Consider the following 24,077-nt stretch of genomic DNA (forward strand, 5'->3'; position numbering starts at 1 on the left):
GCTCAGCGCATCGATTCCGCCTCGGCGAAGGCCTCCTCGATGTCCGCCGGGTCGATGCGACGGCGGGCCACAGCGATGTAGAGCACCGTCGCCGCGAGCACCGCGGGGACGCCCACCATCGCGGCGATCTGCATGCTCGGCCGCACCGTGATGGTCGCGAAGACCGCCGCGAGTCCCACCAGGCCGACGATCGCGCTCCCGATCCCGCCCGGCATGTGGAAGGTGGCGCCGGTGACGTGCCGCCGCCGGTAGGCGATGAAGGTGCACAGGATGAGCGCCCAGACCAGGATCACGGCGAACACCACCAGGCTCATCATGTAACCGAAGACGCCGCCCACGCCGCTGAGGTTCAGCAGAGCCGCACCGAGCAGGCCCACCGAGCTCAGGGCGATGCCGACCACGGGAACCCGGTGCTTCGTGGTGCGGGCGGCGAAGCGGGGTGCCAGGCGATCCACGGCCAGGGAGTGGATCATCCGGCTGCCGGCGTAGAGATTCGCATTGGCCGCCGACAGAGCAGCGATGAGCACCAGCAGGTTGGTGATGTGGGCGGCGCCGGGGATGCCGAGCTGGTCGAAGACCATCACGAAAGGGGAGGTGGCGACGTCCTCGCCGGTGCCGGCGGCGGTGCGCCACGGCACCAGGCACAGCACGATCGCGATGCAGAACACATAGAAGAAGGACAGTCGGACCACGGTGGTGCGCGCGGCGGTCCGGATGGAACGGGCCGGGTCCTTGGCTTCAGCGGCAGTGATCGACAGCAGCTCGATGCCACCGAAGGAGAACATCACGACTGACAGCGCGATCCACACCGGCGCCCAGCCGTTCGGGGCGAAGCCTCCGTCGGCCGTGAGCTGGGCGAGCCCGGGTGCGGGGGTGTCCGGCAGGCCGAAGAGCACCAGCACCGCACCGACCAGGATGAAGACGAAGACGGCGATCACCTTGATGGAGGACAGGAAGAACTCCACGATGCCGAAGGAGCCGACGCTGATGAGGTTGATCGCGATGATCAGCGCGGCGAACAGCAGGATCCCGGCCCAGATCGGGATCGCCGGCACCCAGTAGGCGAGGTAGGCGGCGCAGGCCACCAGCTCCGCCCCGGTCACGCACACCGTGACGATCCAGTACAGCCACCGGGTGAGATAGCCCCAGAACGGGGAGAGGTAGTGGGCGGCGAGGGTGCCGAAGCCGCCGCGCACGGGATGGCGGGAGGCCATCTCCCCCATCGCCAGCGCGACGGTGGCGGCGATCAGGGAGCCGAGCGCGAAGGAGATGATCACCGCAGGGCCGGCGATGCCGATCGCTTCGCCGGAACCGAGGAACAGGCCGGTGCCGAGCGCGGAGCCCATGGCGATCATGGCCATCTGGCCGTGGCCGAGGGATCGTGCGAGGGAGCCGTGAGGCGTGGACACGGTGTCACGGGGTGGAGAAGTCACCGCTCGAGCGTAGCCCCCGCGAGTCGCGCCCTCACGCCCGGCCGATCCGAGTCACATCATTGCGGGGAGCTCACGCCCCGCGGTAACGGTCGATCGCCTCCTTGGCCTCCTTGAGACCCGCGCCGGTGTGCTCGCGATACGCCTTGATGGCCTGGATGGTCCGACCCTCGGCGACCAGGCGCACGCACTCCTCAGGCATGCGGGGGCCGACGCCGCTCTCCAGCTCGCGCAGCTCTGCACTGCTCACGCCAGCGCGCGCGGCGAGCTCGTCCACGAGTCCCTCGAGGTCGCGGACCCGTGCCTGGAGCGTCTCGATCTGCTTCTGCTGCTGCCTGCTGCCGAACATGGGGGCCTCTCTCTGACTGCAGCGCTCGCACTGCAGAGTTCTCACTGCAGCGCTCTCACTGCATAGGTCGATGGATCAGGGCGAAGGTCACGGGGTCGCCGCTCGCGGAGAGCGTGGGGTAGAGCTGGGCCTCGAAGGGTGCCGGGCTGGCGTCCTGGGTACCGGTGCAGCGCACCCCGGTGTGGCCGGTGCTCTCGCCGACGATGCCTTCGCAGGTCTCGAGCGTATCGCTCAGGCCGAGGCTCTCGAGCTCGGCCTGGACCCGTTCGACCAGTCCCTCCTGCTCGAGCAGCGCCGGGTCGTCGAAGAACAGCGCGGTCGGGCCGTAGTGGACGCTGACCTCGGTGTCCATCACCATCTCGGCCTGGACCTGGGCGAGCTGGCCGGCGACCACCAGGGAGTGGTCCTCCTGGCCGGAGACTCCGCTGAGCACCGGGTAGGCCGTGACCGGGTCCTGGGTGGAGGTGACGGTGCAGTCCACCGGGCTGCTGCTGCCGCCCTTGAGGGTGTCCTCGCAGGTGACGTCCGCCGGTTCCACGCCCGCGACTCCGGCGGCGATCTCGGCGAGGCGGTCCGGTGCGACGTCGTTCCCGGGGGAGTCGTCGGTGGCCATCGGCGCGAGGCTCAGCACCGGGAACTCACCGACCGGGACGTATCCCTCCGAACGACCCTCGCCTTCGGTGGTCGCCGTCCCCTCCGTCGTCGCGGCTCCTGTCGGTGCAGCCGCTGCCGTGGTCTGCGCAGGAGTCGCTGAGTCCTCGTCGTCCCCTCCGCCGCTGCAGCCGGACAGCGCGAGGGCGAGTGCTGCGGCACCGGCGGCGGCGAGAACCGAGAATGGTCGTCGGGTCGTGCGCATGCGTCCCCCTGCTGCTCGTGCGGTGCGGCGTCCCGGGCTGCTCAAGTCCCCCGCAGAACGTACCCCATCAGGGTCGATGCAAAGAAGCGCCCCGCACCATCGCTGGTGCGGGACGCTTCTGGCCGGCCCGAGGGCCGAGGGGCTGATCAGGCCTGGGCTGCAGCGCCCTTCGCCGCGATGACCTGCACGAGCAGGTTCGCGAAGATGTCCTCGTGGAGACGGACGGTTGCCCTGTGCTCGCCGAGCGAGCGGATCGGGGCCACGAACTCGACCGTGCGACGGTCGATGTCCTTGTCGAAGATCGCCTTGACGCCCTCGGCGACCTCCTTGGAGGAGACCGCACCGAAGAGACGGCCGTTCTGGCCGGCGCGCTCGGCGATGACGACGGGCTTCGACTCGAGCGAGGCCTTCAGTGCCTGCGCCTCTTCGATGCTGGCGATCGCACGCTTGCCGCGTGCCGCACGGATCTGGTCGAGCTGACGCTGACCGCCCTTGGTCCACGGGGTCGCGAGACCGCGGGGCATGAGGAAGTTCCGGGCGTAGCCGTCCTTGACGTCGACGATATCGCCGGCGGCGCCGAGACCCGAGACCTCGTTGGTGAGGATGAGCTTGGTGGTCATGTGTTTCCCTTCCTCGCTCAGCGACCGGAGGTCGAGTACGGCAGGAGAGCGATCTCGCGGGCGTTCTTCACGGCCCGCGCGATCTTGCGCTGCTCCTGGACGGACACGCCGGTGACTCGGCGGGCGCGGATCTTTCCGCGGTCGGAGACGAACTTGCGCAGCAGCGCAGCGTCCTTGTAGTCGACGGTCTCGACTCCCGCGGCCTTCAGCGGGTTCTGCTTCTTCTTCGGGGGACGAAGTGAGGGCTTGGCCATCGTGGTGCTCCTTCTTTCTGAGGGGAGCCCGGGCATGCACCCGGGATGGAATGGATCAGTGTGTTGCGTCGATCGCCGAGGCGATCAGAAGGGAGGGTCGTCGTACCCGCCCTGGTTGCCGCCGCCGGCCCAGGGGTCGGCTGCCGGGGCGCCCTGCGGCGCACCCTGCGGCGCGTTGCTGTAGCCGCCCTGACCACCCTGGTTCCCACCGTAGCCACCCTGGCCACCGCCCTGCGGGGCGCCGCCGCCGAAGCCGCCACGGCCGCCTCCTCCGCCGCCGCCGCCGCGCTGGACCTTGGTGGCCTTCGCGGTGGCGTACTTGAGGGAGGGACCGATCTCGTCGACGTCCAGCTCGATGCTGGTGCGGTTGTTGCCCTCACGGTCGGTGAAGGAGCGCTGCTTGAGACGCCCCTGCGCGACGACGCGGGAGCCCTTCTCGAGCGATTCCGCCACGTTCTCCGCGGCGTCGCGCCAGATGGAGCAGCGCATGAACAGCGCCTCGCCGTCCTTCCACTCGTTCGACTGACGGTCGAAGGTGCGGGGGGTGGACGCGATGGTGAACGACGCGACCGCAACGCCGGACTGCGTGAAACGCAGCTCGGGGTCGGCGGTCAGGTTGCCGATCACCGTGATGACGGTGTCATTCGCCATGGGGGCTCCTCTGCTCCAGGATGGGGTGGGGTGGTGCGGGGGTCAGCGACCGCAGGTCACTTGGCGTCGTCGCGCGGGGCCTTGACCTTGTCGTCGAGACGCATGACCTTGGTGCGCATGATCGACTCGTTGAGGCCGAGCTGACGATCCAGCTCCTGCGCGGTCGATGCCTTGGCGGTGAAGTTCAGGACGATGTAGATGCCCTCGGACTTCTTGTCGATCTCGTAGGCGAACTTCCGCTTGCCCCAGACGTCGACGTTGTCGATGGTGCCGCCTTCGGTCGGAACGACCTGGACGAGCTTCTCGAAAGTTGTGGTGACGGTCCGTTCGTCGACGGACGGGTCGAGGATGACGACCATTTCGTACTTACGCATGTTCTTGTACCCACCTCCTGTGGTCTCTGCGGCCACGGTCTCTCCGTGGCAGGAGGGTTCATGCCGCCCGCTAGAGCATCGGCGATGCACGTCACGGACCGGCCCAGCCTACCTGCGCGCTGGACCATCGGCCAGAGGAGGCCGATGGGTGCGCGGCGCATCACAACGACGCATCACGGGTAGAGCGCGGTTCCCACGGGTGGAGCGCGGATCAGCTGCGTGGCGGACGACCCATCGCCTTCCTGACCCGGGCATACCAGCCCCCGGTGCTGATCCCGCCGGCGATCCCGCCGCCGGCGACCACCCCGGCGGTGCGACCCTGCAGCCGCGTCCCACAGCGATCGCAGAGCTTCCGACCGGTGATCGAGGTGTACGCCTTGCCGCGGATCTTCCTGCTGCACTGTTCGCATCGCATGGCTCGATGGTGCCACCCGAGCAGCCCGGCGGCGACCGATCGGTCCGGTCCCGTCGGCTCCTGCCCTCTAACCTGAGCCCATGACCAGCACCGACGAACGCACCACGCTGCGCCGCACCGTGACCACGACGGGTCTGTTCCTGTTCATCCTCGGGGATGTGCTCGGCGCGGGCGTGTACGTCCTGGCCGGGGAGATCGCCGGGATCGCGGGCGGTGCGCTGTGGGTGCCGCTGGTGGTCGCACTGCTGCTGGCGCTGCTGACCGCCGGGTCCTATGCGGAGCTGGCGACCAAGTACCCCAGGGCCGGCGGCTCGTCCCATTACGCGAACCGTGCGTTCGGACCTTTCGCCGGCTTCCTGGTGGGCTTCTGCATGCTCTCGGCGGGAGTGGTCTCGGTGGGTGCTCTGGCCCTGGGCTTCGCCGGGGACTACCTCGGGGCGTTCGTGAGCCTGCCGACCTTCCTGGTGGTGATCGTCTTCCTCGGCCTGCTGGCGGCGCTGAACACCCGCGGCATCTCCGAATCGCTCGGCGCGAACCGGGTCGCCACCGTGATCGAGGTGGGCGGTCTGCTGATGGTGATCGTGCTGGGCGCGATCGTGATCGGTCGCGGTGAGGGAGACCTGGGGCGGCTGACGGAGCTCGGCACCCCCGAGAACGGCCCGGTCGCCGCGGTGCTGGCCGGTACCGTGCTCGCCTTCTACTCCTACGTCGGCTTCGAGACCAGCGTGAACATCGCCGAGGAGACGAAGGACCCGGCCCGCTCCTACCCGAGGGCCCTGTTCGGGGCGCTGATCGTCACCGGCATCGTCTACGCCCTGATCGGCGTGGTCGCCGCGGCGGTGGTGCCCACCGAGGAGCTCGCCGGGTCCTCGGCGCCGCTCGCCCTGGTGGTCGAGGCTGCGGGGATCGTCCCACCCGTCGTGTTCAGCGTGATCGCGCTGATCGCTGTCGCCAACGGCGCGCTGCTGACCGGGATCATGTCCTCGCGCCTGGCCTACGGGATGGCGTCCGACGGCCTGCTGCCCAGGGTCCTCACCCGGCTCCTGCCGGCGCGGCGCACGCCGTGGGTGGCGATCCTCGCGACCACCGCCCTGTCGATCGTGCTCGCGCTGACCGGGACCATCGACGTGCTCGCCGGCACCATGGTGCTGCTCCTGCTGGTCGTCTTCCTCTCGGTGAATGCGGCCGTGCTGGTGCTGCGCCGTGACCGTCTCGAGCATCGCCACTTCCGGACCCCTCTCGTGCTGCCGATCGGCGGCCTGGCCTCGTGCCTGTTGCTGATGACGCAGGTCGAGTGGGCGGTGTGGCGGCTCGGGCTGCCGTTCCTGGCCGTCGCGGCGATCCTGGCCGGCATCGCAGCATGGCGGCGGCGCCGGGCCGGCGAGGACACCGGGGCCGACGCCGATGCGGGAGCCGACACCGCCGCCTGAGGCCCGCGCGCTCAGAGCACGGCGGGGAACCGCTCCCAGACCCGGTGCGACTCCATGAGCGCCGTGATCTCACCGAGCACGGCATGCCCGTCGTCGCCGAGGACGAGCCCCGCACCACCGGGAGCGGTGCGCGCCTCGAGCGCCTCGCGCCCGGGACCCCAGGCGCCGATCGCCTTGGCATGGCGCCAGCACTCGTCGATCAGCTTGCCGACCCGGGGCTCCACCTCTCCGGAACCCGGGGCCCCGGCCTTCGGATCGACCGAGGGGCGGGAATCCGGAGCGGTCAGCGGGTTGCCCGCGAGCAGCAGTGCGTCGAACTCGACCGACGCGGCGGTGCCGAAGGTGCGGCCCACCGGGACCCCTGCGACCTCGCCGCCGCGCGGCGCGATCACCACTGGGGTCATCGACGCGGCGACGATCGCCTCGTGCAGCGCCAGCAGCTCCGCGTTGTCGGCGTCGGGGTCGACCACGATCCCGATCGTGCGGCCGTCCAGCGGCCAGCTGCCGCCCAGCTGGGACAGCGGCGCGCTGGCGATCAGCCCGCCATCGCCCTCGTCCTCGTCCGGGACCGTCGGCTCCGGGGCGGGCATCCCGAGCGCGGCCGCGACCCGGGCGCACAGCTCTCCGTCGATGTTCGCCAGCGACTGCAGCTGGCGCTCCCGGATCGTGTTCTCGTAGCACTTGCCGAGCTCGAAGGAGTAGGCGTCGACGATGTGGTCCTTTTCGAGCGGGGTCATGCTGCGCCAGAACAGTCGGGCCTGGCTGAAGTGGTCCTCGAAGGTGACCGAGAGCGCCCGTTCCTTGACGCCCTCGGGCACCCGGACCGCGAGATCCTCGAAGGCCCCGTCCATCTCGCCCGCCATGAAGGGGCAGCCGCCGTCCAGGGAGTTCGGCTGGTACGGCGCGACCCCCGAGTAGTCGCCCTGCTGCCCGTATCCGTCGCGCAGCATGTCGTTGATCGGGGCGTGGGCACGATTGATCGGCAGCTGGGCGAAGTTCGGCCCGCCGAGGCGGGTGAGCTGGGTGTCGACGTAGGAGAACAGCCGCACCTGCAGCAGCGGGTCGTCGGTGACGTCGATCCCGGGCACCAGATGGCCGGGGTTGAAGGCCACCTGCTCGGTCTCGGCGAAGTAGTTGCTGGGATTGCGATTCAGCGTGAGTCGCCCGATGGGCTGCACGGGGGCCAGCTCCTCGGGGACGAACTTGGTGGGATCCAGCAGGTCGATGCCCTCGAAGGACTGCTCCTCGTTGTCGGGGAACACCTGGATGCCGAGCTCCCAGGAGGGATGCGCCCCCGCCTCGATCGAGTCAGCGAGGTCACGGCGGTGGAAGTCCGGATCGGCGCCGCCGAGGATCTGCGCTTCCTCCCAGGTCAGCGAGTGCACACCCAACGTCGGCTTCCAATGGAACTTCACGAGCGAGGTCTCCCCGTCGGCGTTGGAGAGCCGGAAGGTGTGGATCCCGAAGCCCTCCATCATGCGGAACGAGCGCGGGATGCCGCGGTCGCCCATGAACCACAGGGTGTGGTGCTGCGCCTCGGTGTGCAGGGAGACGAAGTCCCAGAAGGTGTCGTGGGCGCTCTGGGCCTGGGGGATCTCGCGGTCGGGGTGGGGCTTCGCGGCGTGGACCACGTCGGGGAACTTGATGCCGTCCTGGATGAAGAACACCGGGATGTTGTTGGCGACCAGGTCGAAGGTGCCCTCGTCGGTGTAGAACTTCGTCGCGAAGCCGCGGGTGTCCCGGGCGGTGTCCATCGAGCCTCGCGAGCCGACGACGGTCGAGAACCGGGTGAAGACCTCGGTGCGCTTCCCCTTCGCGAGGAAGCCGGCCCGGCACACGGACTCCGCGGTCCCGTAGCCCTCGAAGACGCCGTGGGCCGCGGCGCCGCGGGCGTGCACGACGCGCTCGGGGATCCGTTCGTGGTCGAAGTGGGTGATCTTCTCGCGCAGGTGATGGTCCTGCAGCAGCACGGGGCCACGCCGACCCGCCTTGAGCGAGTGATCCGTGTCCCGCAGCCGGGCGCCCTGCGAGGTCGTGAGGAACTCACCCTGCTGGGCGTTCGTGGTCCGCTCGGGGCCGGGCTCGGCACCGGTCGCGGTGCGGGGCTGGACGCCCTGCTGATCGGGCTTCGGGGGCAGCGGGCCGACGGGGTCGGTCGGCTCCTGGAGCGCGGGCGGGCGGCTGGCGGGGCGACCGGGAGCCGGGGTGGGGGTGGGCTTCGCAGGTGTCATGACGTGCTCCTCTTCGAGGGTGTCGGACGGATCGTCGGTGACCGCCTCCACCGTAGGTCCCGCCGCAGGTCGCGGCACAGGGCACGCGGTCTCTGCGCAGGGCAGAGCGAGAGACCGATCGGTCCGTCGGATGCTCTGGGCGGATCTCGCGGTTACCGTGGTCCCGATCGGCCTGATCGAGGAGTACCGAGGGAGGGAGTGCGGAGATGGACGAACCCTCCGACGCACGCAGCGGGGTCGTCGTCCTGGTGCTGAGCGATCCCGGCCTGTGCACGGTCCGCGCCCGCGCCGTGGCCGAGCGCTTCGAACAGGAGCTCACCCACCTCTATGGCGCCGCCACGGTCCACGTGCGCACCCAGTCCCTCGGGATCAGCGACGCCGACACCCTCGAGTTCGGCACGATCGCCACGCTGCGCGAGGACTACGAGAGCATCGATGTGGTGCTGATCCTCACCGAGATGCCGCGTCGCTCGCACGGGCGGCCCGAGCTGGCGAGGATCTTCCCGGACGAATCCGCGGCAGCGCTGTCCTATCCGACGCTCGGTGTGCACGCCGGACAGCGACGGCTGCTCGCGCTGTTCATGTCCTGCGTGCTGCGGCTGGTCGACGGCGCCCCGCCAGAGGCCCGGGAACGCTACGAGCCGCGCTGGAACCGTTGGCGGGAACCCTGCGGGGACGAGCCCGGCTTCCTGCTCGCGCACACCATCACCGGAGTGCCGCGCACCGTGCTGGGGATGGTCGCCACCAATGCACCCTGGCGGACCGCTCCGCATCTGTCCACCGCGCTGGCCGCCGCCGCGGCGACCGGCGCATTCGGAGTCTTCTACCAATCGATCTGGCAGATGTCCGCGGCGCTCTCTGCTAGTCGCCTGCTGATGATCGGCGTGCTCGCGATCACGCTGATGGTGCTGTGGCTGATTCTGAGCAACGGCCTCTGGGAGCGCGCGGAGCACAGCGACCCCACCGAGGTGTTCCTCTACTACAACCTCTCCACGGTCTTGACCCTGTTCCTCGTCGTCCTCGGCTTATACCTGGCGCTGTTCCTCGCGATCCTCGGGGCGAGCCTGGTGGTGATCGACCCGGACTTCATGGCCGAGATCATGGGCGGTCCGGTGGATTTCTCGAACTATGTGGACATCGCCTGGCTGAGCGCCGCACTGGGGGTCGTCGCAGGCGGGCTCGGCACGAGCTTCGACCAGACGACGGACCTCCGCCAGCTCACCCAAGGCCGCCGGGAGGTGCAGCGACGCCCGGAGCCGGAACAGTCCTGAGGTCGCTGAGCGCGGGGCCCTCGAGCCGGGTGCCGTCGGACGCGAAGCGCGAGCCGTGCAGGGGGCAGTCCCAGGAGAGTTCCGCGTCGTTCCAGCGCAGCACGCCGCCGAGGTGGGGGCACACCGCGGAGAGCGCGCAGGTGCGCCCCTCGACGGTCGAGATCGCGACCGGTCGGCCCTCGGCACGGCCCACCGACCCGGTGCCCTCGGGGGGCGGGGACGATGGCAGCTCATGCAGCTCGGCCTGTGCCCAGCCTCCGGCGAGGTGGGCTGCGACGCTCGCCGTCATCGCCGCCCCGGAGGCGAGGGCTCTGAGGCCTGAGCCCTCCTGCAGGGCGGGGTGCCAGGCGGGGGCCTGCCCCTCGAGGAGTCCGGTCATCGCGAGGGCTGCGGCGACGCCGTTGGTCATCCCCCACTTCGCGAACCCGGTCGCGGCGACGAGCGTGCCGTCGCTGCCGGGCAGGGCGCCGACGAGCGGGAGTCCGGAGGCGCTGTGATAGTCCTGCGCGGCCCAGGTGTGCGTGCGTTCGGCCTCGGGCAGCAGGTCACGGGCCCACTCGTCGATCTCCTGGATCCGTCGGACCGGCGACTCGTCCCGCCCGGTGACATGGTCACCGCCGCCCACGAGCAGCAGCTCCTCATCCCCGCTGGGCACCGAGCGCAGGGTGCGGTCGGGTCCGTCGGCCGAGATGTGCATGCCGTGCGGCACCCAGGCACCGGCCGGGACCCGGTAGGTCATCGCGTAGGAGCGGTGCGGGACAGTGCGCTCGGGATGCCCGCTGCGGTCCAGGACGGTGCTGCCGGTGGCGAGCACGAGGCGATCCGCGCGCACCTCCCCGAGGGTGGTGGTGAGGGTGAACGGGCCCTTCCGGCCCGCGGCCGTGAGCCGTGCGCCCTCGACCAGGATCCCTCCGTGCGCATGCAGCTCCCGCGCGAGTGCGGCGAGGACGTCGAGCGGGTCGAACTGGGCCTGGTCCTCGAGGATCACGGCCCCGGAGATCGGGAACGGCAGCTCGGAGGTCTGCGCGAACTCGGCGTCGAGCCCCAGCTCACGCGCCGTCCGCCATTCCTCGCGCACCCGCTCCGCACCGTCCTCGGTGGTGGCGTAGGTGCTCGCAGGCCGGCGCTGGACCGGCACGCCCGCCTCCTCGCACATCTCGAGCAACCAGTGCTGCGCCGCGGCGTTCGCCTTGAAATAGGCGCGTGCCGTGTCCAGACCATGCCGGGAGCGGAGCTCGGAGAGCCGGGTGCCCTGCAGCAGCGTGAGCTTCGCGGTGGTGTTCCCGGTCGCTGCGGCGCCGACGGTGCGCGCCTCGAGCACGATCACGCGGCGACCTGAACGCGCGAGCATCACGGCGGTCGCGAGGCCGGTGAGGCCGGCACCCACCACCGCGATGTCATAGGAGATGCCGATGGGCAGGTCCGAGGTGGGGATCGTGGAGCAGTCCAGAGTGTCGAGCCAGAGCGATCGCATCGATGCTGTCCTCCTGTAGGCGCGTTCGCTCCACCCTACGCAATCCCTCGGTGCACGCGCCCAGAAGGGGGAGATGGACCGAACGGTCGTGCGAAACCCGCCCGGCGGATCGCGCCGCCGGGGCGGCACCCTCAGCGGCGGAGGCCGACGGGGCGCCCGCGCACACCCGCGAGCCCACGTGCCCCTTCACACCAAGCCTTTCCGCAGGTCTGCTCGGTTCCGGCGAGGTATCAGCGGTGGCGGGCACCGCTGATCGACGGCCGCCGTTCGGGCCCGCTCGCGTATCTCATGGACGACGCGTGCCGCGGGGACCGCCCTCGGGAGGGACGCTGTCCGGGGGACGTGCTTGTCCCCGCGCGGAACCGCTTCTACTGTTCGCCGGAAGAGCGGGACAGCCCGCCGTGAGGAGGCATCATGACCGTCGCAGAGGACATCGGCGCGCCGCCTCCGACCGGGGCAGCGGCGCCTGCACGACGACGCCGTCGGCGTCGGCTGGATCGCGAAGCACTGGCCGGGTACGCCTTCATCGCCCCCTGGATCATCGGATTCCTGCTCTTCACCGTGATCTCGATGAGCTACAGCGCCTATCTCTCGGCGACCGACTACGACCTGGCCACGAACACGGCCCCGTGGGTGGGTGGGGAGAACTACGCCCAGCTTGTCGAGGACCCGAAGGTGCTCCAGTCCCTCGGGAACACCTTCACCTACGCGCTGATGTCCGTTCCTCTGGAAACAGCCTTCGCCCTCCTGCTGGCGCTGCTGCTGATGTCCATACCGCGCGGTCAGGGATTCTTCCGCGTTCTGTACTACCTGCCGAAGATGACTCCGGCCGTCGCCACCGCCGCGGTGTTCCTGCTCCTGCTGAACGGCAATCGTGGTGCCGTCAATCAGTTCCTGGGATTCTTCGGGATCCAGGGGCCGCAGTGGCTGATCGATCCGGACTGGATCATCCCGTCCATCGTCCTGATGTCGGCATGGGCGGTGGCCGGCTCGATGATCATCTACATGGCGGCGCTGCAGAGCGTCCCGGTGGATCTGTACGAGGCCGCGGCGCTCGACGGAGCGGGACCCGTGCGCCGCTTCTGGCGGATCACGGTGCCGCTCATCTCGCCCACCACGTTCTTCCTGGTCATCACCAACACGATCGCCTCGTTGCAGGTCTTCGACCAGGCGTACCTGCTCTTCTATCGCGATGCCAGCAGCTCGGCCCCGTCCGCCTCGCTCTTCTACGGGATCTACCTGTACCAGCAGGCGTTCCAGCAGTTCAACTTCGGCCTCGCCGCCGCGATGGCCTGGGTGCTGTTCGCGATCATCATGGTGATCACCCTGATCCAGGTGAAGGTCTCCAAGCGCCTCGTCCACTACCAGGGGGAGTCCCGATGAGCACTGCGAAGACCGCGATCGAGAGCCCGGCCGGCGTCCGCACCCGTATCGCTCCGACCGCCAGCCGGAGCAAAGGAGCGCTCTCGGGCGTCGTCACCGGGCATGCTGACGGCCCTCGACGGGTGATGCGAAGGATCGGCACGGTGCTGCGCTGGGCGCTGACGCTGGCGATCGGCGGGATGTTCCTCTATCCCTTGGTGTGGCTGCTGGCGGCGAGCCTGAAGCCGCGCAGCGAGGTGTTCGACAATCGCCTGATCCCCGAGACCTGGTCCTTCGGGAACTACACCGAGGTCTGGTCGCAGCTGCCTCTGGCGAGCTGGTTCCTGAACTCGGTGTTCATCGCGGTGGCCGGCGCAACGCTGATGACGCTGTCCAGTTCGATGGTCGCCTTCGGCTTCGCCTATTTCCGCTTCCCGGGGAAGAACCTGCTGTTCGGGCTGGTGCTGGCGACGATGATGCTGCCCGGTGCCGTGACATTGGTGCCGAACTATCTGATCTGGAAGTACCTCGGCTTCCTCGGCACCACGGTGCCGCTGTGGGGCGGTGCACTGTTCGGCTCGGCCTTCTACATCTTCCTGATGCGCCAGTTCTATCGCGGCATCCCGCGGGAGCTGTTCGAGGCGGCGCGGGTGGACGGCTGCACCTACCTCAGCCTCTTCCGCCGGATCGCGCTACCGTTGGCGCTGCCCTCGGCCGTGATCGTGTGGCTGTTCGAGTTCCAGGCGTCGTGGAACAACTTCCAGGGTGCACTGATCTATCTGAACTTCGGGACTCCCGACGAGTACACGGTCCCACTCGGCATCAACTACGCGATGACCTTGTTCTCCCCGACGGCCGGTGGGCACGGCGACTACCAGTACGTGATGGTCGCCTCCGTGATCGTCACGGTGCCGATGCTGGTCCTGTTCGCCTTCGGCCAGCGCTACTTCGTCGGCGGCCTCGCCGGCGTGGGGGTCAAAGGCTGATCGACGTGCTGCGAGGCACGAGCGGCAGGAGACCAGCCAGACAGCAGAGCCTGATCGACATGCTGCGAGGCACGAGCGGCAGGAGACCAGCCAGACAGCAGAGCCTGATCGACATGCTGCGAGGCACGAGCGGCAGGAGACCAGCGAAACGGCAGAGCCTGATCTGCCGAGCTCAGGCGTTGCTCTCGTAGTCGCCCTGGGCGCTCGCCTGGGCGTCCGCGAGGGCCTGGGCGACGTCCTTCTCCCCGTTCAGCGCGGCGGTCGTGGCATCGAGCAAGGCCTGCTTGATCTGTTCCCCGACCGGAGAAGCGCCGGTGGACCGCGGCTCCTCGAGCACCTCGTAGTAGACGGCGATCGCCTGATCGAAGTCCGCGTTGCCGGATTCGGCGACGAACTGCTCGCGGACCTGCTGATCGGCCTCGGGGGATCCGGTGAACAGGCCGGTGTTGATGCCGCCCGCCTCGGCCGCGGTGGTCTGACGGGCCTCACCAGCCTTCAGCCAGGCTTCGGTGGAGGTCGCCGCGAGCGCCCAGGCGAGCGCTCCGTCGGCGTTCCCTGCCGCCGTCGGCACCGCGAAGGCCGAGCCGCCCGCGAAGCCGATCGAGGTGCCGTCGAGGGTGCGGATCGGCACCGCCTGGAGCTCCACGTCGTCGGCGAAGTCGGTGAGGACGTTGAGATACCACTGCGCCCAGGACTGGCCGACGACCTGGTCCGCAACATATTGGTTCTGCTCACCGAACACATCCATCGCGTTCTTGAGCGAGGTGACCTCCGCATACCCGCCCTGCAGGTCGAGCAGCTGCTTGATCCAGGTGAGCGCCTCGACGTTCTCGGCGCGGTCGAGGGTGGGGGCGCCGTCCTCGCCCACGCTGCCGCCGCCGAAGACCTGCAACCACATCTCGGCCGAGCCGGGGACGTCCCCGTCGAAGCCGAGGGTCACGGGGGCCGAGCCCTCCATCGTGGTGCCCTTCTCGACCACCCGCAGCAGCGCCTCCGGGTCCGAGGTGTCGAAGTCCTCCGGGGATATCCCGGCGGCCTCCGCCGCCCGGGTGTTGATGAGGATGGCGCTGGGCTGGAAGAACTGCGGGACCGCGTAGATCGATCCCTCATAGGTGACGTCGCCGACGGCAGCCTCGTAGTACTGCTGAGCGGGGTCGACGCCGTGCACCTCGAAGCCCTGGTCCAGCGGCATGATCAGGCCTTTCGCAGCGAATGTGGCGACCAGGGCGCGATCGAGCTGGATCAGGTCCGGCACCTGCCCCGCGGCCGACTGCGCGGTGAACTTCTGCGAGTCGAAGTTGGTGGTGTCCATCTCCACCTGGAGGTCGGGCAGCTGCTCCGCGGCATGGTCCGCACGCGACTGGCCCACCTCGTCCGAGGGGTTGAAGCCCATCGTGGCAAGCGGCCCGGAGCCGGTGGTGGTGAACTCGTGCGGCTCACCCCCGCCCCCGGCTCCCGGGGAGTCGCCGCCACGATTGCACGCCGCGAGCCCGAGCACGGTGGACGCCGCAGCGGCCTGCAGCGCATGTCGTCGACTCAGCATGGTGTCCTCCTCGCGGAGCGAGCGGTCTGAGCTGGTCGCGTCGACTCGGCACCGCTCCTCATCGGAGACTAGGCCGGGTCCGAGGCCGCGGCAACGAAACCTTCCGAGCGGTCCGCCGATCCTCAGGGGGCCTTCATGCAGGGCCCGTTCCACAGCATCCGGCGCACCGTGCCGCCGCACGTCACTGTGGCCGGGCAGCACCACGACGGCATCCGTCCGCGCGATGGTCTCCAGGGAACGAGCCGAGCGGTCGGCAGCGGCAGATCAGTCCTCCGCCGAGCCCTCGTCGCCCCGGCCCTCTCGCTCGTCGCGGCCGGCGCTGGTGTCCGCGCCGCCCTGCTCCTCGCTCGAGGGCTTCTCGGTGGGCTGCGTGCTGTCGCCCCCATTGCCGGGTTTGGTGGTCGGATCCGCCGGCTTCTCGCTGGGCTTCTCCGAGGGCTTCTCGCTGGGCTCCTCGCTGGGTTCCTCCGACGGCTCCTCGCTGGGCTCCTCCGACGGCTCCTCGCTGGGCTCCTCCGAGGGTTCCTCCGACGGCTCCTCCGTCGGCTCCGGCGCCTCGGTGGTGGGCGGAGGCGGCGGAGGCGTGTAGCTCCGCTCGCGGTTCTCGTTGTCCAGCCGGACCTTCTCGGGGAAGTCGAGCATCTCCTGGCCCTCGAGCGAGGGCGCCATGATGTCGCCCCAGATGTCGGTGGGGAACACGCCGCCAGTCATGTTCCTGGCGCCGCCGAAGGGGGTGAGGGTCTCCTCGGAGCCGTCCTCGCCGGGCTGGAACATGCCCACCGCGGTGACCAGCTGCGGGGTGAAGCCCACGAACCAGGCGGAGCGGAAGCTCTCGGAGGTGCCGGTCTTGCCCGCCACCTGGCGACCATCCATGACGTCCAGCAGAGACCGTGCGGAGCCCACCTTCGGCGGCCCCTGCAGGGCGACGGTCGCGTTGATCGCGACCCGCTCGTCCATCGCCTGGGTGTCCGTGGCCTCGTGCTGGTAGCGCGAGGAGCCGTCGGGCCGGGTCACGGAATCGACGATGAAGGCGTCCCGGTGCACGCCGCCGGCGGCGATGGTCGCGTAGACCTCGGCCATCTCGACGACGGTCGGAGAGGCGGAACCCAGCACGTTCGAGGGCTCGGCGTTCAGGCCGGGGGTGCTCTCGGGCAGGCCCAGCGCGATCGCGGTGTCCATGGTCCGCTGCGGACCGATCTCGAGGTTCGCCTCGGCATAGGCGGTGTTGATCGAGCTGGCGGTGGCCTTCTCCAGGCTCACCCGGCCGTAGTCGGTGTCGTTGAAGTTGCTGACCTCCCAGCCGCCGGGGACATCGGGGAAGTTCTTCGGGGAGTTGCCGTCCCAGCGGGAGTCCAGCGGGAAGCCGTCCTCGAGCGCGGCGATCAGGGTGAAGGTCTTGAAGATCGAGCCGGCCTGCATCCGGGACTGGGTAGCGTCGTTCTGCGCCTGGGTGACATAGTCCGGCCCTCCGTACATGCCGCGGATCGCCCCTGTCGACGGGTCGAGGGTCACGGTGCCGACGCGGTTGTTCTCCGGCCGGTCCTCCGGCAGGTTTTCAACGGCCTGGACGGTGTTGTTCTGGATCGTCGGGTCGATCGTGGAGATGATCGTGAACCCGCCGGTGTTGATCTCATCCTCGGTGAAGCCCGCCTCGATCAGCTCGCCCCGCACCTGCGCCAGGAGGTAGCCCTTGGTGCCTCCGAGCGAGTTCTCGTTCTTGGGCTCGATGGTTTCGGGGAAGGTGAGCGCGTCGCCCTCTGCGGCGGTCAGCTGGCCCTCGTTGACCTGCCGGGTGATCACGCGGTCCCAGAGGCGCGTGGCCTCCTCGGGGTTGTTCGCGGGGTCGTAGGACGAGGGGGCGGGGATCACGGCCACGAGCAGAGCCGCCTCCGCCTCGGTGAGCTCGGAAGCGTCCTTGCCGAAGTAGGCCTGCGAGGCCTCCTGCACGCCGTAGGCGCCGCGGCCGAAGTAGATGGTGTTGAGATAGCGGGAGAGGATCTCGTCCTTCGACAGCTCCTGGTCGATCTTCAAGGCCATGATCGCTTCCTTGGCCTTGCCCACATAGGACGTCTCGGTGCCGGTGTAATACCGCTCGACGTACTGCATGGTGATGGTCGATCCGCCCTGCCGGGCGCCGCCCTGGAGGTTGTTGACCATCGCGCGCACGATGCCGCGCGGCGAAACGCCGCGGTTCTCGTAGAAGCTCGAGTCCTCGCTGGCCACCACGGCCTGCTTGAGGCTTTCCGGTATCTCGTCCGCCGGCAGCTCGGTGCGGTTCACCTCGCTGAACTGGCCCATCTCGGTCTCGCCGTCCGCGTAGTACACGCGGGAGGTCTGAGCCAGGGCGAAGTCCGAGGGCGCGGGGACGTCGGTGTCGTTGTACAGCCAGACGGCGAAGCCGAGCCCGGCCAGCACCATCAGCGCCATCGCGCCGACGATCATGCGCAGCGAGGGGATCCAGCGCCAGGGGTTCTTCGCCCCGGCCCGCGGATAATTCAGGAAGTTCGTGGCCGCGGCCTTCTTCTTAGTGCCCTTGCGGCCCTTGCCGGCTGCGGCTGCGGCGGTGCCGGCGTGGCGGGCATTGACCGAGGTGCGGGGGGTCGGTGCCTTCGCTCCTGCGCCGTTCTTGGCTCCGGCACTGCTCTTGGCTCCGGCACCATTCTTGGCTGCTGCGCTGTTCTTCGCTCCAGCGCTGGTCTTCGCCGAGGCGGTGCGGGAACTGCCCTTGGCGTCCGCCCCGGAGGCGGAGCTGCGGCCGGTGCGGCTGGCGCCCTTGGCGGCAGAGTTCTTCGCGTCAGGGCCCTTCGCGGACTTCGCTGCAGACGTCGAGGAGGATGCGCGGCGCACACCGGCTGCGCGGCGTGCACCACCGCCCGCCGAGTTCTTCGACGAGCCGCGGGACGAGCGTCGGGAATCGCTCATGACTGCTCCTGGTCCTACGAGGGGGCGGACGGTTCCGCGCGCACCGCTGGTGCACGGCCTCCCAGTATGAGCACGACGTCCCGGCCGGCGGAACTCCCTGGCGTCGAAGCACACAGGGTGTGCACGTCCGGTGCGGCCCTGCTCACACCTGCCGGGCGGCCCACCAGGCGCGGAGCTCCTCGATGGCGCGCTCCTCGCCCAGCGGACCGTGCTCCATCCGTAGTTCGAGCAGGTGCTGATAGGCCTCTCCCACCACCCGGCCGGGCGGGAGGTCCAGGATCTGCATAATCCGGTTGCCGTCGAGGTCAGGACGGATCTTCCCGATCTCCTCCTGCGTGGCGAGGTGGTCGATGCGCGCCTCGAGCTCGTCATAGGCGAGGGCGAGGGAACGGGCCTTGCGGCGGTTGCGGGTCGTGACGTCGGCGCGGGTGAGGCGATGCAGCTGCGGCAGCAGGTCGCCGGCGTCGGTGACATAGCGGCGCACGGCGGAGTCGGTCCATGGCGACTCGACATAGCCGTGGAAGCGCAGGTGCAGCTCCACCAGGCGGGCGACCTTCTTGGTGGTGTCCTTGTCGAAGGTCAGCGCGCGCATCCGCTTCGCGGTCATCTTCGCCCCCACCGTCTCGTGGAAGCGGAAGGTGACCACGCCCCCCTCCTCGAAGCGCCGGGTGGCGGGCTTGCCCACGTCGTGCATCAGCGCGGCCAGGCGGAGCACCAGGTCAGGGCGCTCGCAGGGACCTCCGGAGCCGGCCGGGGACTCGAGGTCGATCGCCTGGTCGAGCACCGTGAGCGTGTGCTGGTAGACGTCCTTGTGGTGGTGGTGCTCATCGACCTCGAGCTGGAGTGCGGGCAGCTCCGGCAGCACGTGCGCGGCCAGGCCCAGAACGGTCAGCAGCTCGAGCCCGCCCCGCGGGTCGGCGCCCAGCATGAGCTTGACCAGCTCTTCACGGACCCGCTCGGCGGAGACGATCGTGATGCGTTCCGCGAGCTGCTCGATCGCGTCGGCCGTCGTGTCCTCGATCCGGAACCCGAGCTGGGAGACGAAGCGCACCGCGCGCATCATCCGCAGCGGGTCGTCGGTGAAGGACTGGGCGGGGGCGACAGGGGTGCGCAGCAGGGTGCGGGCGAGGTCGCCGAGCCCGTCGAAGGGGTCCACCAGCTCGAGCGAGGGGAGCCGCACCGCCATCGCGTTGACGGTGAAGTCCCGGCGGGACAGGTCGCCCTCGAGGCTGTCGCCGTACTCGACCTGCGGTTTACGGCTGGTGGGGTCGTACGACTCGGTGCGATAGGTGGTGATCTCGACCTTCACCCCGTCGCGCACCCCGCCGAGGGTGCCGAAGTCGCGGCCCATGTCCCAGATCGCACCCTCGCGCGTCCATCCGCGCAGGATCGCTTCGGTCTCGTCGGGCCGGGCGGAGGTCGTGAAGTCCAGGTCGGCGCTGGAGCGTCCCAGCACTGCATCCCGCACCGGACCACCCACCAGGGCGAGTTCGTGCCCGGCCGCCTCGAACAGCCGTCCCAGCTCGTGGATCTCCTCGGGCAGCGCCCGGAACATGGAGGCCGCCCGGGTGCGGGCGGTGTCGAGGCGCGCGGCGGTCTCGTCGACGGGATCGGTCACGGGGGGTCCTGTCCTGGTGCGGTGCGGTTCAGTGTGGTGCGATGTGGTGCGGTGCTGCAGGGTGGCGTTGCAGAGGTGTCGTGCACCTGCAGGCCCCTACGGTAGCGGCCGCTTACAGTGTCACCATGCCGTCGTTCCCGCTGTCAGTGCGCCCGGTGCTCGCGGCGCTGCTGACGGCACTGATCATGTCCTCATCAGTGCTGGTGAGCGGCTCGGCGACCCTGATTCCTGCTGCGCATGCGGCGCCGGCGCCGCCTGCTGCACCTGCCCCCGCGGCACCGCCGGGCACGAGCGCGGATGCTGCCGTGAGCATGGATCTCGTCTCTCTCACCCCGACTTCCCTCGCGCCGGGCGGGACTCTCGAGGCGCAGGTCGAGGTGACCAACACCTCCTCCGAGCCGCTGTCGGACCTGTCCCTCGATCTGCGCACGCGCAGCGCTCGGGTGACGGATCGAGCCGTCCTGGCCGACTGGCAGTCCAACAGCTCCCCCGACACCTCCGGGACGGTGCTCGCCAGCTCACCCGCGCAGCCACACCTGGCGCCCGGGGAGAAGACCCTGCTCACCGTGCAGATCGCAGCGGAGGAGCTGGACTATTCCGCAGAGCCCTACTTCTGGGGCACCCGGCGGCTCTCGCTCACCGTCACGTCGGAGGAGCAGCCGCTGAGCACCCTGCGCACCTTCGTGGTGTGGCGGCCCGCGGACGCCACCGACACCATCACCCAGTCGGTGCTGCTGCCGCTCGCCTCGGAGGATGCCTCTGCCGCGGTGAGCGACCCGGAGGCGTTCGCGAGGTCCTCCGAGTCGGGCCGGCTCGCGTCGGTGCGGGGCCTCGCAGAGCGCGAGGACGTGGACTGGTGGCTCGATCCGGCGCTGCTGGATCCGCCGCAGATGCCCCTCGAGAGCGATGCCGACGGGCCGGCCGAGGGCGATGCGGACGAGGACCTCCCCCTCGGCCCGGTGCGTGAATACGCGCCCGATCCGCGCTCCGCCGAGCTCGCCGCCCTGCTCGAGGAGTCCGTCGGCGAGCGGACCGTGCTGGCGATGCCCTATGCCCAGGCGGACCCGGTCAGCCTGCAGCGGGCGGGGGTCGTACGCCTCGCCGGGGTGGTCCATGATCGGGGCGATCAGGTCTGGGAGGAGCACGGGATCGAGCCCCGTGCCGCAGCACTGCCGGTGGACGGCGCCGTCGCCGATCCCGAGCAGCTGGACTCCGTGCTCGCCGCGGGCGGGACCTCCGCCATCATCCCCGCCAGCTCGCTGCGGGAGTCCCTGAGCTCCACCGTCACCCCGAGCTCGGTCGGCATCTACGAATCGGCGCGCACCCCCGGCGCCCAGCTCCAGCTGCTGACCCCTGACCCCGAGCTCTCCGCAGAGTTCTCGCTGCTCACCGAGGGGTCCGATGCCGAGCAGACCCAGCAGCGGCTCCTCGCGGAGACCGCGACCATCGCCTCCGAGTACGCCAGCGCACCCCGACATCTGCTGATCTCCCCCTCGGCGGATGCGGTGCTGGACCCGGCGGCGGCCAGCGCCGCGCTGGATGCCCTGGCGGAGGCGCCCTGGATCGAGTCCGGCCGCACCAGCGCCCTGCTCGATACGGCCGACCACCAGGACTGGACCACGGACCCCCGCAGCGAGGGCGAGGAGCTGTACGCCCTGGGACGCATCACCCCCGAGGACGTGCACCCCAGCGGGCCCACCGACAACGGGCGCTGGGGCACGCTGGCGGAGGCAGAGGAGCCTCAGCTGCTGGATCCCGCCGCGCTGACCGAGCTCGATGCCGCCTGGGAGCAGGTCGACACGCTAGCCGCGGCGATGGACGACGACTCCCCGCTGGATGCGTCCCGGCTCGAGATCCTGGCCGGCACCTCGATGCGCTGGCGCGGCGAGCCGGAGATCCCGGCAGCCCGCGCCGAGGATGCCTCCGCCCGCGCCGCGCAGCTCCAGGACCGCATCGAAGTGGTTCCCGCCTCGGGGTACAACGTCATCTCCGACGCCGTGAGCGTCCCGATCACCATCAGCAACGACCTGGACACCCCGATCACGGTGCGCATCCAGGTCACCTCCGACCGTCCCCTGGTGAAGATCGGTGAGTCGAAGGTGGTGGAGATTCCCGCTCGGGGCCAGATCGATGCCGCCGTGGACGTGGAGGCGATCGCCAACGGCACCGTCACCCTCACCACCGTGCTCACCACGGAGGATGGCCGCGCCCTCACCTCCCCGGTCGACGTCCCCCTGACGGTCAACCCCTCCTGGGAGAACTGGACCACCCTGCTGCTGGTGATCGCGATGGGCCTGCTGGTCGTCGTGGGAGTCGCGCGGGCCCGCCGCACCGGATCCTCGACCCGGGCACCGGCCATCCGCGGTCCCGAGGACCCGGTGGAGCTCTCCCGCTCCGGCCGCTCCACGCTCGACACCAGCGCCGCCGAGGAGGTCTGGTCGCGCAGAGCGGACACCAGCACCAGCACCGACGCGACCCCAGATCCAGACCCGAGCACAGCGCACCAGAGCACGACGGACCAGAACGAGGAGGGCCACCGATGAGCACAGCCCGCCGAGTCCAGCACGTCCCTCGCCATCGACGCCACGGCACCCCCTCGAGCCGCTCGACCCTGCTGCGGGCCAGCGTCCTGATGGCCGCGGGGTCGATGGTCTCGCGTGTGCTCGTCTTCGTGCGGAACTTCATGTTCGGCATGATCCTGAGCGGTTCGATGTCCGCGGCGGCCAACGCCTTCAGTGCTGCGAACACGCTGCCCAACACCATCTGGCTGCTGGTGGGCGGCGGCACTCTGAACGCGATCCTGGTGCCCGCGATCGTCCGCGCGGTGAAGCGTCCGGACCGCGGCAGCGACTACATCTCGCGCCTGATGACCCTGGTCGCGGTGGTGTCGCTCGGAATCACCGCCGCCTGCCTGGTCGCGGTCCCGCTGCTGCTGACCCTGACCAGCGGCCTGCTGCCCCCCGCGACGTACGCGCTCGCGGTGCAGATGGGCTACTGGATGATGCCGCAGATCTTCTTCTCGGCGCTGTACGTGATGTGCGGCCAGCTGCTGAACGCGCACGATTCGTTCGGGCCGTACCAGTGGGCGCCGGTGGTCAACAATCTCATCGGCATCCTCGGTGCCGCGCTGTTCCTGGGCGTGTGGGGCACCGTCGGCGATCCCGGCCAGTGGACGATGTCGATGATCGTGGCGATCGCCGTGATCAACGTGGGCGGTTCGGCCGCGCAGGTGCTGTTCCTGTTCTGGTACGTCAAGAAGCTCGACCTGCGCCTCCGCCCGAAGTGGGGCCTGCGCGGGCTGGGCCTGGGCAAGCTCAGCCGGATCGGGCTGTGGTCGCTGGCGATGCTTGGCCTCGGGCAGCTCGGCATCTGGGCATCCCGCTGGGCCACCGGCGGTGCGGTGCGGATGACGGAGCACTACCAGGATCAGCCGGAGCTGGCGGCACGCTATCCGGCGCTGCTCACCATGGAGTGGGCCTACCTGGCGTTCATGATCCCGCAGGGCATCATCGCGGTCACCCTGGTCACTGCCGCCTTCCCGGCGATCTCGCGCCATGCCGCCGACGCGGACCACGCCGGCGCGCTGGCCCGCTACTCCGAGACCAACCGGATGCTCGCGGTGCCGATGATGCTGTGCACCGCCGTGTTCATCGCCCTGGCCGGGCCGATCATGTGGGTGATCGGCGGCGGCACGGCGGAGATCGGCGCCCGGGCCAACGGCACCGTGCTGATCGCCTACATGCTCGGTCTGGTGCCCTTCGCGTCCCTCTATCTCATCAAGCGCGTGTTCTACGCCTACGAGGATGCCCGCACCCCGTTCATCGCCCAGATACCGATCGCCGTGGTCACGGTGCTCTCCGTGCCGATCATCCTGACGATGGTCGATCCGGCATATGCGGCGATGGCCGCGGCCGGCTCCACCAGCCTCGGAAGCCTGCTCGCGTGGCTGCTGGGCATGTGGCAGCTGCGCCGGCTCGCGGCCCGGCACGACACGCTCCCGCCGAGTGCAGCGTCCGGGGCGCTGATGTTCGGGAAGCTCGCGGCAGCCGCTCTGGTGAGCTGGGCTCTCGGCACCGCGCTGGTACGCCTGGCGGACGATCTGTTCTGGACCCACCGGGCCCTCGCCGTGCTGCTGGGCGCCCTGGTCGCAGGGGTGATGGTGGTGGTATTCACCGCGGTTGCCTACCTGCTGCAGGTGCCGGAGGTGCGCCACCTGGTCGACGCCGTGCAGCGTCGGCTGCGCCGGTTCACCCACCGCGGCAAGGTGGTGGGCTCGTAACATGGTCGATGC

19 protein-coding genes are annotated in these 24,077 nt (G+C 69.8%); 6 read left to right on the forward strand and 13 right to left on the reverse strand.

Features of this window, described 5'->3' with window-relative positions:
- Nucleotides 1–2 precede the first annotated feature (2 nt).
- The 8 genes from ACT3UF_RS06175 to ACT3UF_RS06210 all read right to left on the reverse strand — a co-directional run bounded on the left by ACT3UF_RS06175 (nucleotide 3) and on the right by ACT3UF_RS06210 (nucleotide 4,949).
- Nucleotides 3–1,433 carry an amino acid permease gene (locus ACT3UF_RS06175; RefSeq protein WP_442332822.1) on the reverse strand — a complete coding sequence of 477 codons (1,431 nt, stop codon included), beginning with the start codon at nucleotides 1,431–1,433 and terminating at the stop codon, nucleotides 3–5.
- Nucleotides 1,434–1,503: 70 nt separating this feature from the next.
- Nucleotides 1,504–1,779, reverse strand: coding sequence for a hypothetical protein (locus ACT3UF_RS06180; protein ID WP_441444877.1), 276 nt, complete (start codon nucleotides 1,777–1,779; stop codon nucleotides 1,504–1,506).
- Nucleotides 1,780–1,834: 55 nt separating this feature from the next.
- Complete coding sequence (locus ACT3UF_RS06185) at nucleotides 1,835–2,635, reverse strand: hypothetical protein (protein WP_444608158.1); 801 nt, start codon at nucleotides 2,633–2,635, stop codon at nucleotides 1,835–1,837.
- Between the two features lie 146 nt (nucleotides 2,636–2,781).
- Nucleotides 2,782–3,255 carry a 50S ribosomal protein L9 gene (gene rplI, locus ACT3UF_RS06190; RefSeq protein ID WP_441444879.1) on the reverse strand — a complete coding sequence of 158 codons (474 nt, stop codon included), beginning with the start codon at nucleotides 3,253–3,255 and terminating at the stop codon, nucleotides 2,782–2,784.
- Between the two features lie 17 nt (nucleotides 3,256–3,272).
- Complete coding sequence (gene rpsR / locus ACT3UF_RS06195) at nucleotides 3,273–3,509, reverse strand: 30S ribosomal protein S18 (protein ID WP_441444880.1); 237 nt, start codon at nucleotides 3,507–3,509, stop codon at nucleotides 3,273–3,275.
- Nucleotides 3,510–3,593: 84 nt separating this feature from the next.
- The gene (locus ACT3UF_RS06200; protein ID WP_444592033.1) at nucleotides 3,594–4,160 is read right to left on the reverse strand and encodes a single-stranded DNA-binding protein; all 567 of its coding nucleotides are present in this window, start codon (nucleotides 4,158–4,160) and stop codon (nucleotides 3,594–3,596) included.
- Nucleotides 4,161–4,216: 56 nt separating this feature from the next.
- Nucleotides 4,217–4,534: a 30S ribosomal protein S6 gene (rpsF, locus tag ACT3UF_RS06205; RefSeq protein ID WP_441444882.1), complete on the reverse strand. Its 318-nt coding sequence runs from the start codon at nucleotides 4,532–4,534 to the stop codon at nucleotides 4,217–4,219.
- Between the two features lie 211 nt (nucleotides 4,535–4,745).
- Nucleotides 4,746–4,949, reverse strand: a complete 204-nt coding sequence (locus tag ACT3UF_RS06210; protein WP_441444883.1) for a hypothetical protein — start codon at nucleotides 4,947–4,949, stop codon at nucleotides 4,746–4,748.
- Between the two features lie 80 nt (nucleotides 4,950–5,029).
- Between ACT3UF_RS06210 and ACT3UF_RS06215 the strand changes: the two genes are divergently transcribed.
- Nucleotides 5,030–6,379 (forward strand): APC family permease, encoded by a 1,350-nt coding sequence (locus tag ACT3UF_RS06215; RefSeq protein ID WP_444608159.1) that lies wholly within the window; start codon nucleotides 5,030–5,032, stop codon nucleotides 6,377–6,379.
- A gap of 11 nt (nucleotides 6,380–6,390) precedes the next feature.
- Here the strand turns inward: ACT3UF_RS06215 and ACT3UF_RS06220 are convergent, their stop codons facing one another.
- Entirely contained in the window at nucleotides 6,391–8,610 is a 2,220-nt protein-coding gene (locus ACT3UF_RS06220) for a catalase (RefSeq protein WP_444608160.1), read from the reverse strand.
- A 206-nt stretch (nucleotides 8,611–8,816) separates the two neighbouring features.
- Between ACT3UF_RS06220 and ACT3UF_RS06225 the strand changes: the two genes are divergently transcribed.
- On the forward strand, nucleotides 8,817–9,881 hold the full coding sequence (locus ACT3UF_RS06225; RefSeq protein ID WP_444608161.1) for a hypothetical protein: 1,065 nt from the start codon (nucleotides 8,817–8,819) through the stop codon (nucleotides 9,879–9,881).
- Here the strand turns inward: ACT3UF_RS06225 and ACT3UF_RS06230 are convergent.
- Nucleotides 9,829–11,355: an FAD-dependent oxidoreductase gene (locus tag ACT3UF_RS06230; RefSeq protein ID WP_444608162.1), complete on the reverse strand. Its 1,527-nt coding sequence runs from the start codon at nucleotides 11,353–11,355 to the stop codon at nucleotides 9,829–9,831. The two genes, ACT3UF_RS06225 and ACT3UF_RS06230, sit on opposite strands and share 53 nt — an antisense overlap.
- 414 nt (nucleotides 11,356–11,769) lie before the next feature.
- Between ACT3UF_RS06230 and ACT3UF_RS06235 the strand changes: the two genes are divergently transcribed.
- The gene (locus tag ACT3UF_RS06235) at nucleotides 11,770–12,738 is read left to right on the forward strand and encodes a carbohydrate ABC transporter permease (RefSeq protein ID WP_444608163.1); all 969 of its coding nucleotides are present in this window, start codon (nucleotides 11,770–11,772) and stop codon (nucleotides 12,736–12,738) included.
- A complete protein-coding gene (locus tag ACT3UF_RS06240) occupies nucleotides 12,735–13,703 on the forward strand; it encodes a carbohydrate ABC transporter permease (protein WP_444608164.1) in 969 nt (322 codons plus the stop codon). Before ACT3UF_RS06235 ends, ACT3UF_RS06240 begins: the two co-directional genes overlap by 4 nt.
- Before the next feature lie 172 nt (nucleotides 13,704–13,875).
- Here the strand turns inward: ACT3UF_RS06240 and ACT3UF_RS06245 are convergent, their stop codons facing one another.
- The 3 genes from ACT3UF_RS06245 to ACT3UF_RS06255 form a co-directional block, all read right to left on the reverse strand.
- Entirely contained in the window at nucleotides 13,876–15,246 is a 1,371-nt protein-coding gene (locus ACT3UF_RS06245) for an extracellular solute-binding protein (RefSeq protein WP_444608165.1), read from the reverse strand.
- 264 nt (nucleotides 15,247–15,510) lie between these two features.
- Nucleotides 15,511–18,168: a transglycosylase domain-containing protein gene (locus ACT3UF_RS06250; protein WP_444608166.1), complete on the reverse strand. Its 2,658-nt coding sequence runs from the start codon at nucleotides 18,166–18,168 to the stop codon at nucleotides 15,511–15,513.
- 142 nt (nucleotides 18,169–18,310) lie between these two features.
- Nucleotides 18,311–19,786, reverse strand: coding sequence for a CCA tRNA nucleotidyltransferase (locus ACT3UF_RS06255; RefSeq protein ID WP_441444887.1), 1,476 nt, complete (start codon nucleotides 19,784–19,786; stop codon nucleotides 18,311–18,313).
- Nucleotides 19,787–19,911: 125 nt separating this feature from the next.
- Between ACT3UF_RS06255 and ACT3UF_RS06260 the strand changes: the two genes are divergently transcribed.
- Both ACT3UF_RS06260 and murJ read left to right on the forward strand, forming a co-directional pair.
- Nucleotides 19,912–22,329 (forward strand): DUF6049 family protein, encoded by a 2,418-nt coding sequence (locus ACT3UF_RS06260; RefSeq protein ID WP_444608167.1) that lies wholly within the window; start codon nucleotides 19,912–19,914, stop codon nucleotides 22,327–22,329.
- The gene (gene murJ / locus ACT3UF_RS06265; protein WP_444608168.1) at nucleotides 22,326–24,065 is read left to right on the forward strand and encodes a murein biosynthesis integral membrane protein MurJ; all 1,740 of its coding nucleotides are present in this window, start codon (nucleotides 22,326–22,328) and stop codon (nucleotides 24,063–24,065) included. The genes ACT3UF_RS06260 and murJ overlap by 4 nt, the downstream gene beginning before the upstream one ends.
- The last annotated feature ends 12 nt before the right edge of the window (nucleotides 24,066–24,077 follow it).

Source organism: Brachybacterium sp. AOP24-D1-21 (genome assembly GCF_052378665.1).
GTDB lineage: Bacteria > Actinomycetota > Actinomycetes > Actinomycetales > Dermabacteraceae > Brachybacterium.

Bases quoted from the DNA above. Each gene is read 5' to 3' on its own strand.
- ACT3UF_RS06180 (WP_441444877.1), bottom strand. From the start codon at position 1,779: ATGTTCGGCAGCAGGCAGCAGCAGAAGCAGATCGAGACGCTCCAGGCA.
- ACT3UF_RS06185 (WP_444608158.1), bottom strand. From the start codon at position 2,635: ATGCGCACGACCCGACGACCATTCTCGGTTCTCGCCGCCGCCGGTGCC.
- rplI (WP_441444879.1), bottom strand. From the start codon at position 3,255: ATGACCACCAAGCTCATCCTCACCAACGAGGTCTCGGGTCTCGGCGCC.
- rpsR (WP_441444880.1), bottom strand. From the start codon at position 3,509: ATGGCCAAGCCCTCACTTCGTCCCCCGAAGAAGAAGCAGAACCCGCTG.
- ACT3UF_RS06200 (WP_444592033.1), bottom strand. From the start codon at position 4,160: ATGGCGAATGACACCGTCATCACGGTGATCGGCAACCTGACCGCCGAC.
- rpsF (WP_441444882.1), bottom strand. From the start codon at position 4,534: ATGCGTAAGTACGAAATGGTCGTCATCCTCGACCCGTCCGTCGACGAA.
- ACT3UF_RS06210 (WP_441444883.1), bottom strand. From the start codon at position 4,949: ATGCGATGCGAACAGTGCAGCAGGAAGATCCGCGGCAAGGCGTACACC.
- ACT3UF_RS06215 (WP_444608159.1), top strand. From the start codon at position 5,030: ATGACCAGCACCGACGAACGCACCACGCTGCGCCGCACCGTGACCACG.
- ACT3UF_RS06220 (WP_444608160.1), bottom strand. From the start codon at position 8,610: ATGACACCTGCGAAGCCCACCCCCACCCCGGCTCCCGGTCGCCCCGCC.
- ACT3UF_RS06225 (WP_444608161.1), top strand. From the start codon at position 8,817: ATGGACGAACCCTCCGACGCACGCAGCGGGGTCGTCGTCCTGGTGCTG.
- ACT3UF_RS06230 (WP_444608162.1), bottom strand. From the start codon at position 11,355: ATGCGATCGCTCTGGCTCGACACTCTGGACTGCTCCACGATCCCCACC.
- ACT3UF_RS06235 (WP_444608163.1), top strand. From the start codon at position 11,770: ATGACCGTCGCAGAGGACATCGGCGCGCCGCCTCCGACCGGGGCAGCG.
- ACT3UF_RS06240 (WP_444608164.1), top strand. From the start codon at position 12,735: ATGAGCACTGCGAAGACCGCGATCGAGAGCCCGGCCGGCGTCCGCACC.
- ACT3UF_RS06245 (WP_444608165.1), bottom strand. From the start codon at position 15,246: ATGCTGAGTCGACGACATGCGCTGCAGGCCGCTGCGGCGTCCACCGTG.
- ACT3UF_RS06250 (WP_444608166.1), bottom strand. From the start codon at position 18,168: ATGAGCGATTCCCGACGCTCGTCCCGCGGCTCGTCGAAGAACTCGGCG.
- ACT3UF_RS06260 (WP_444608167.1), top strand. From the start codon at position 19,912: ATGCCGTCGTTCCCGCTGTCAGTGCGCCCGGTGCTCGCGGCGCTGCTG.
- murJ (WP_444608168.1), top strand. From the start codon at position 22,326: ATGAGCACAGCCCGCCGAGTCCAGCACGTCCCTCGCCATCGACGCCAC.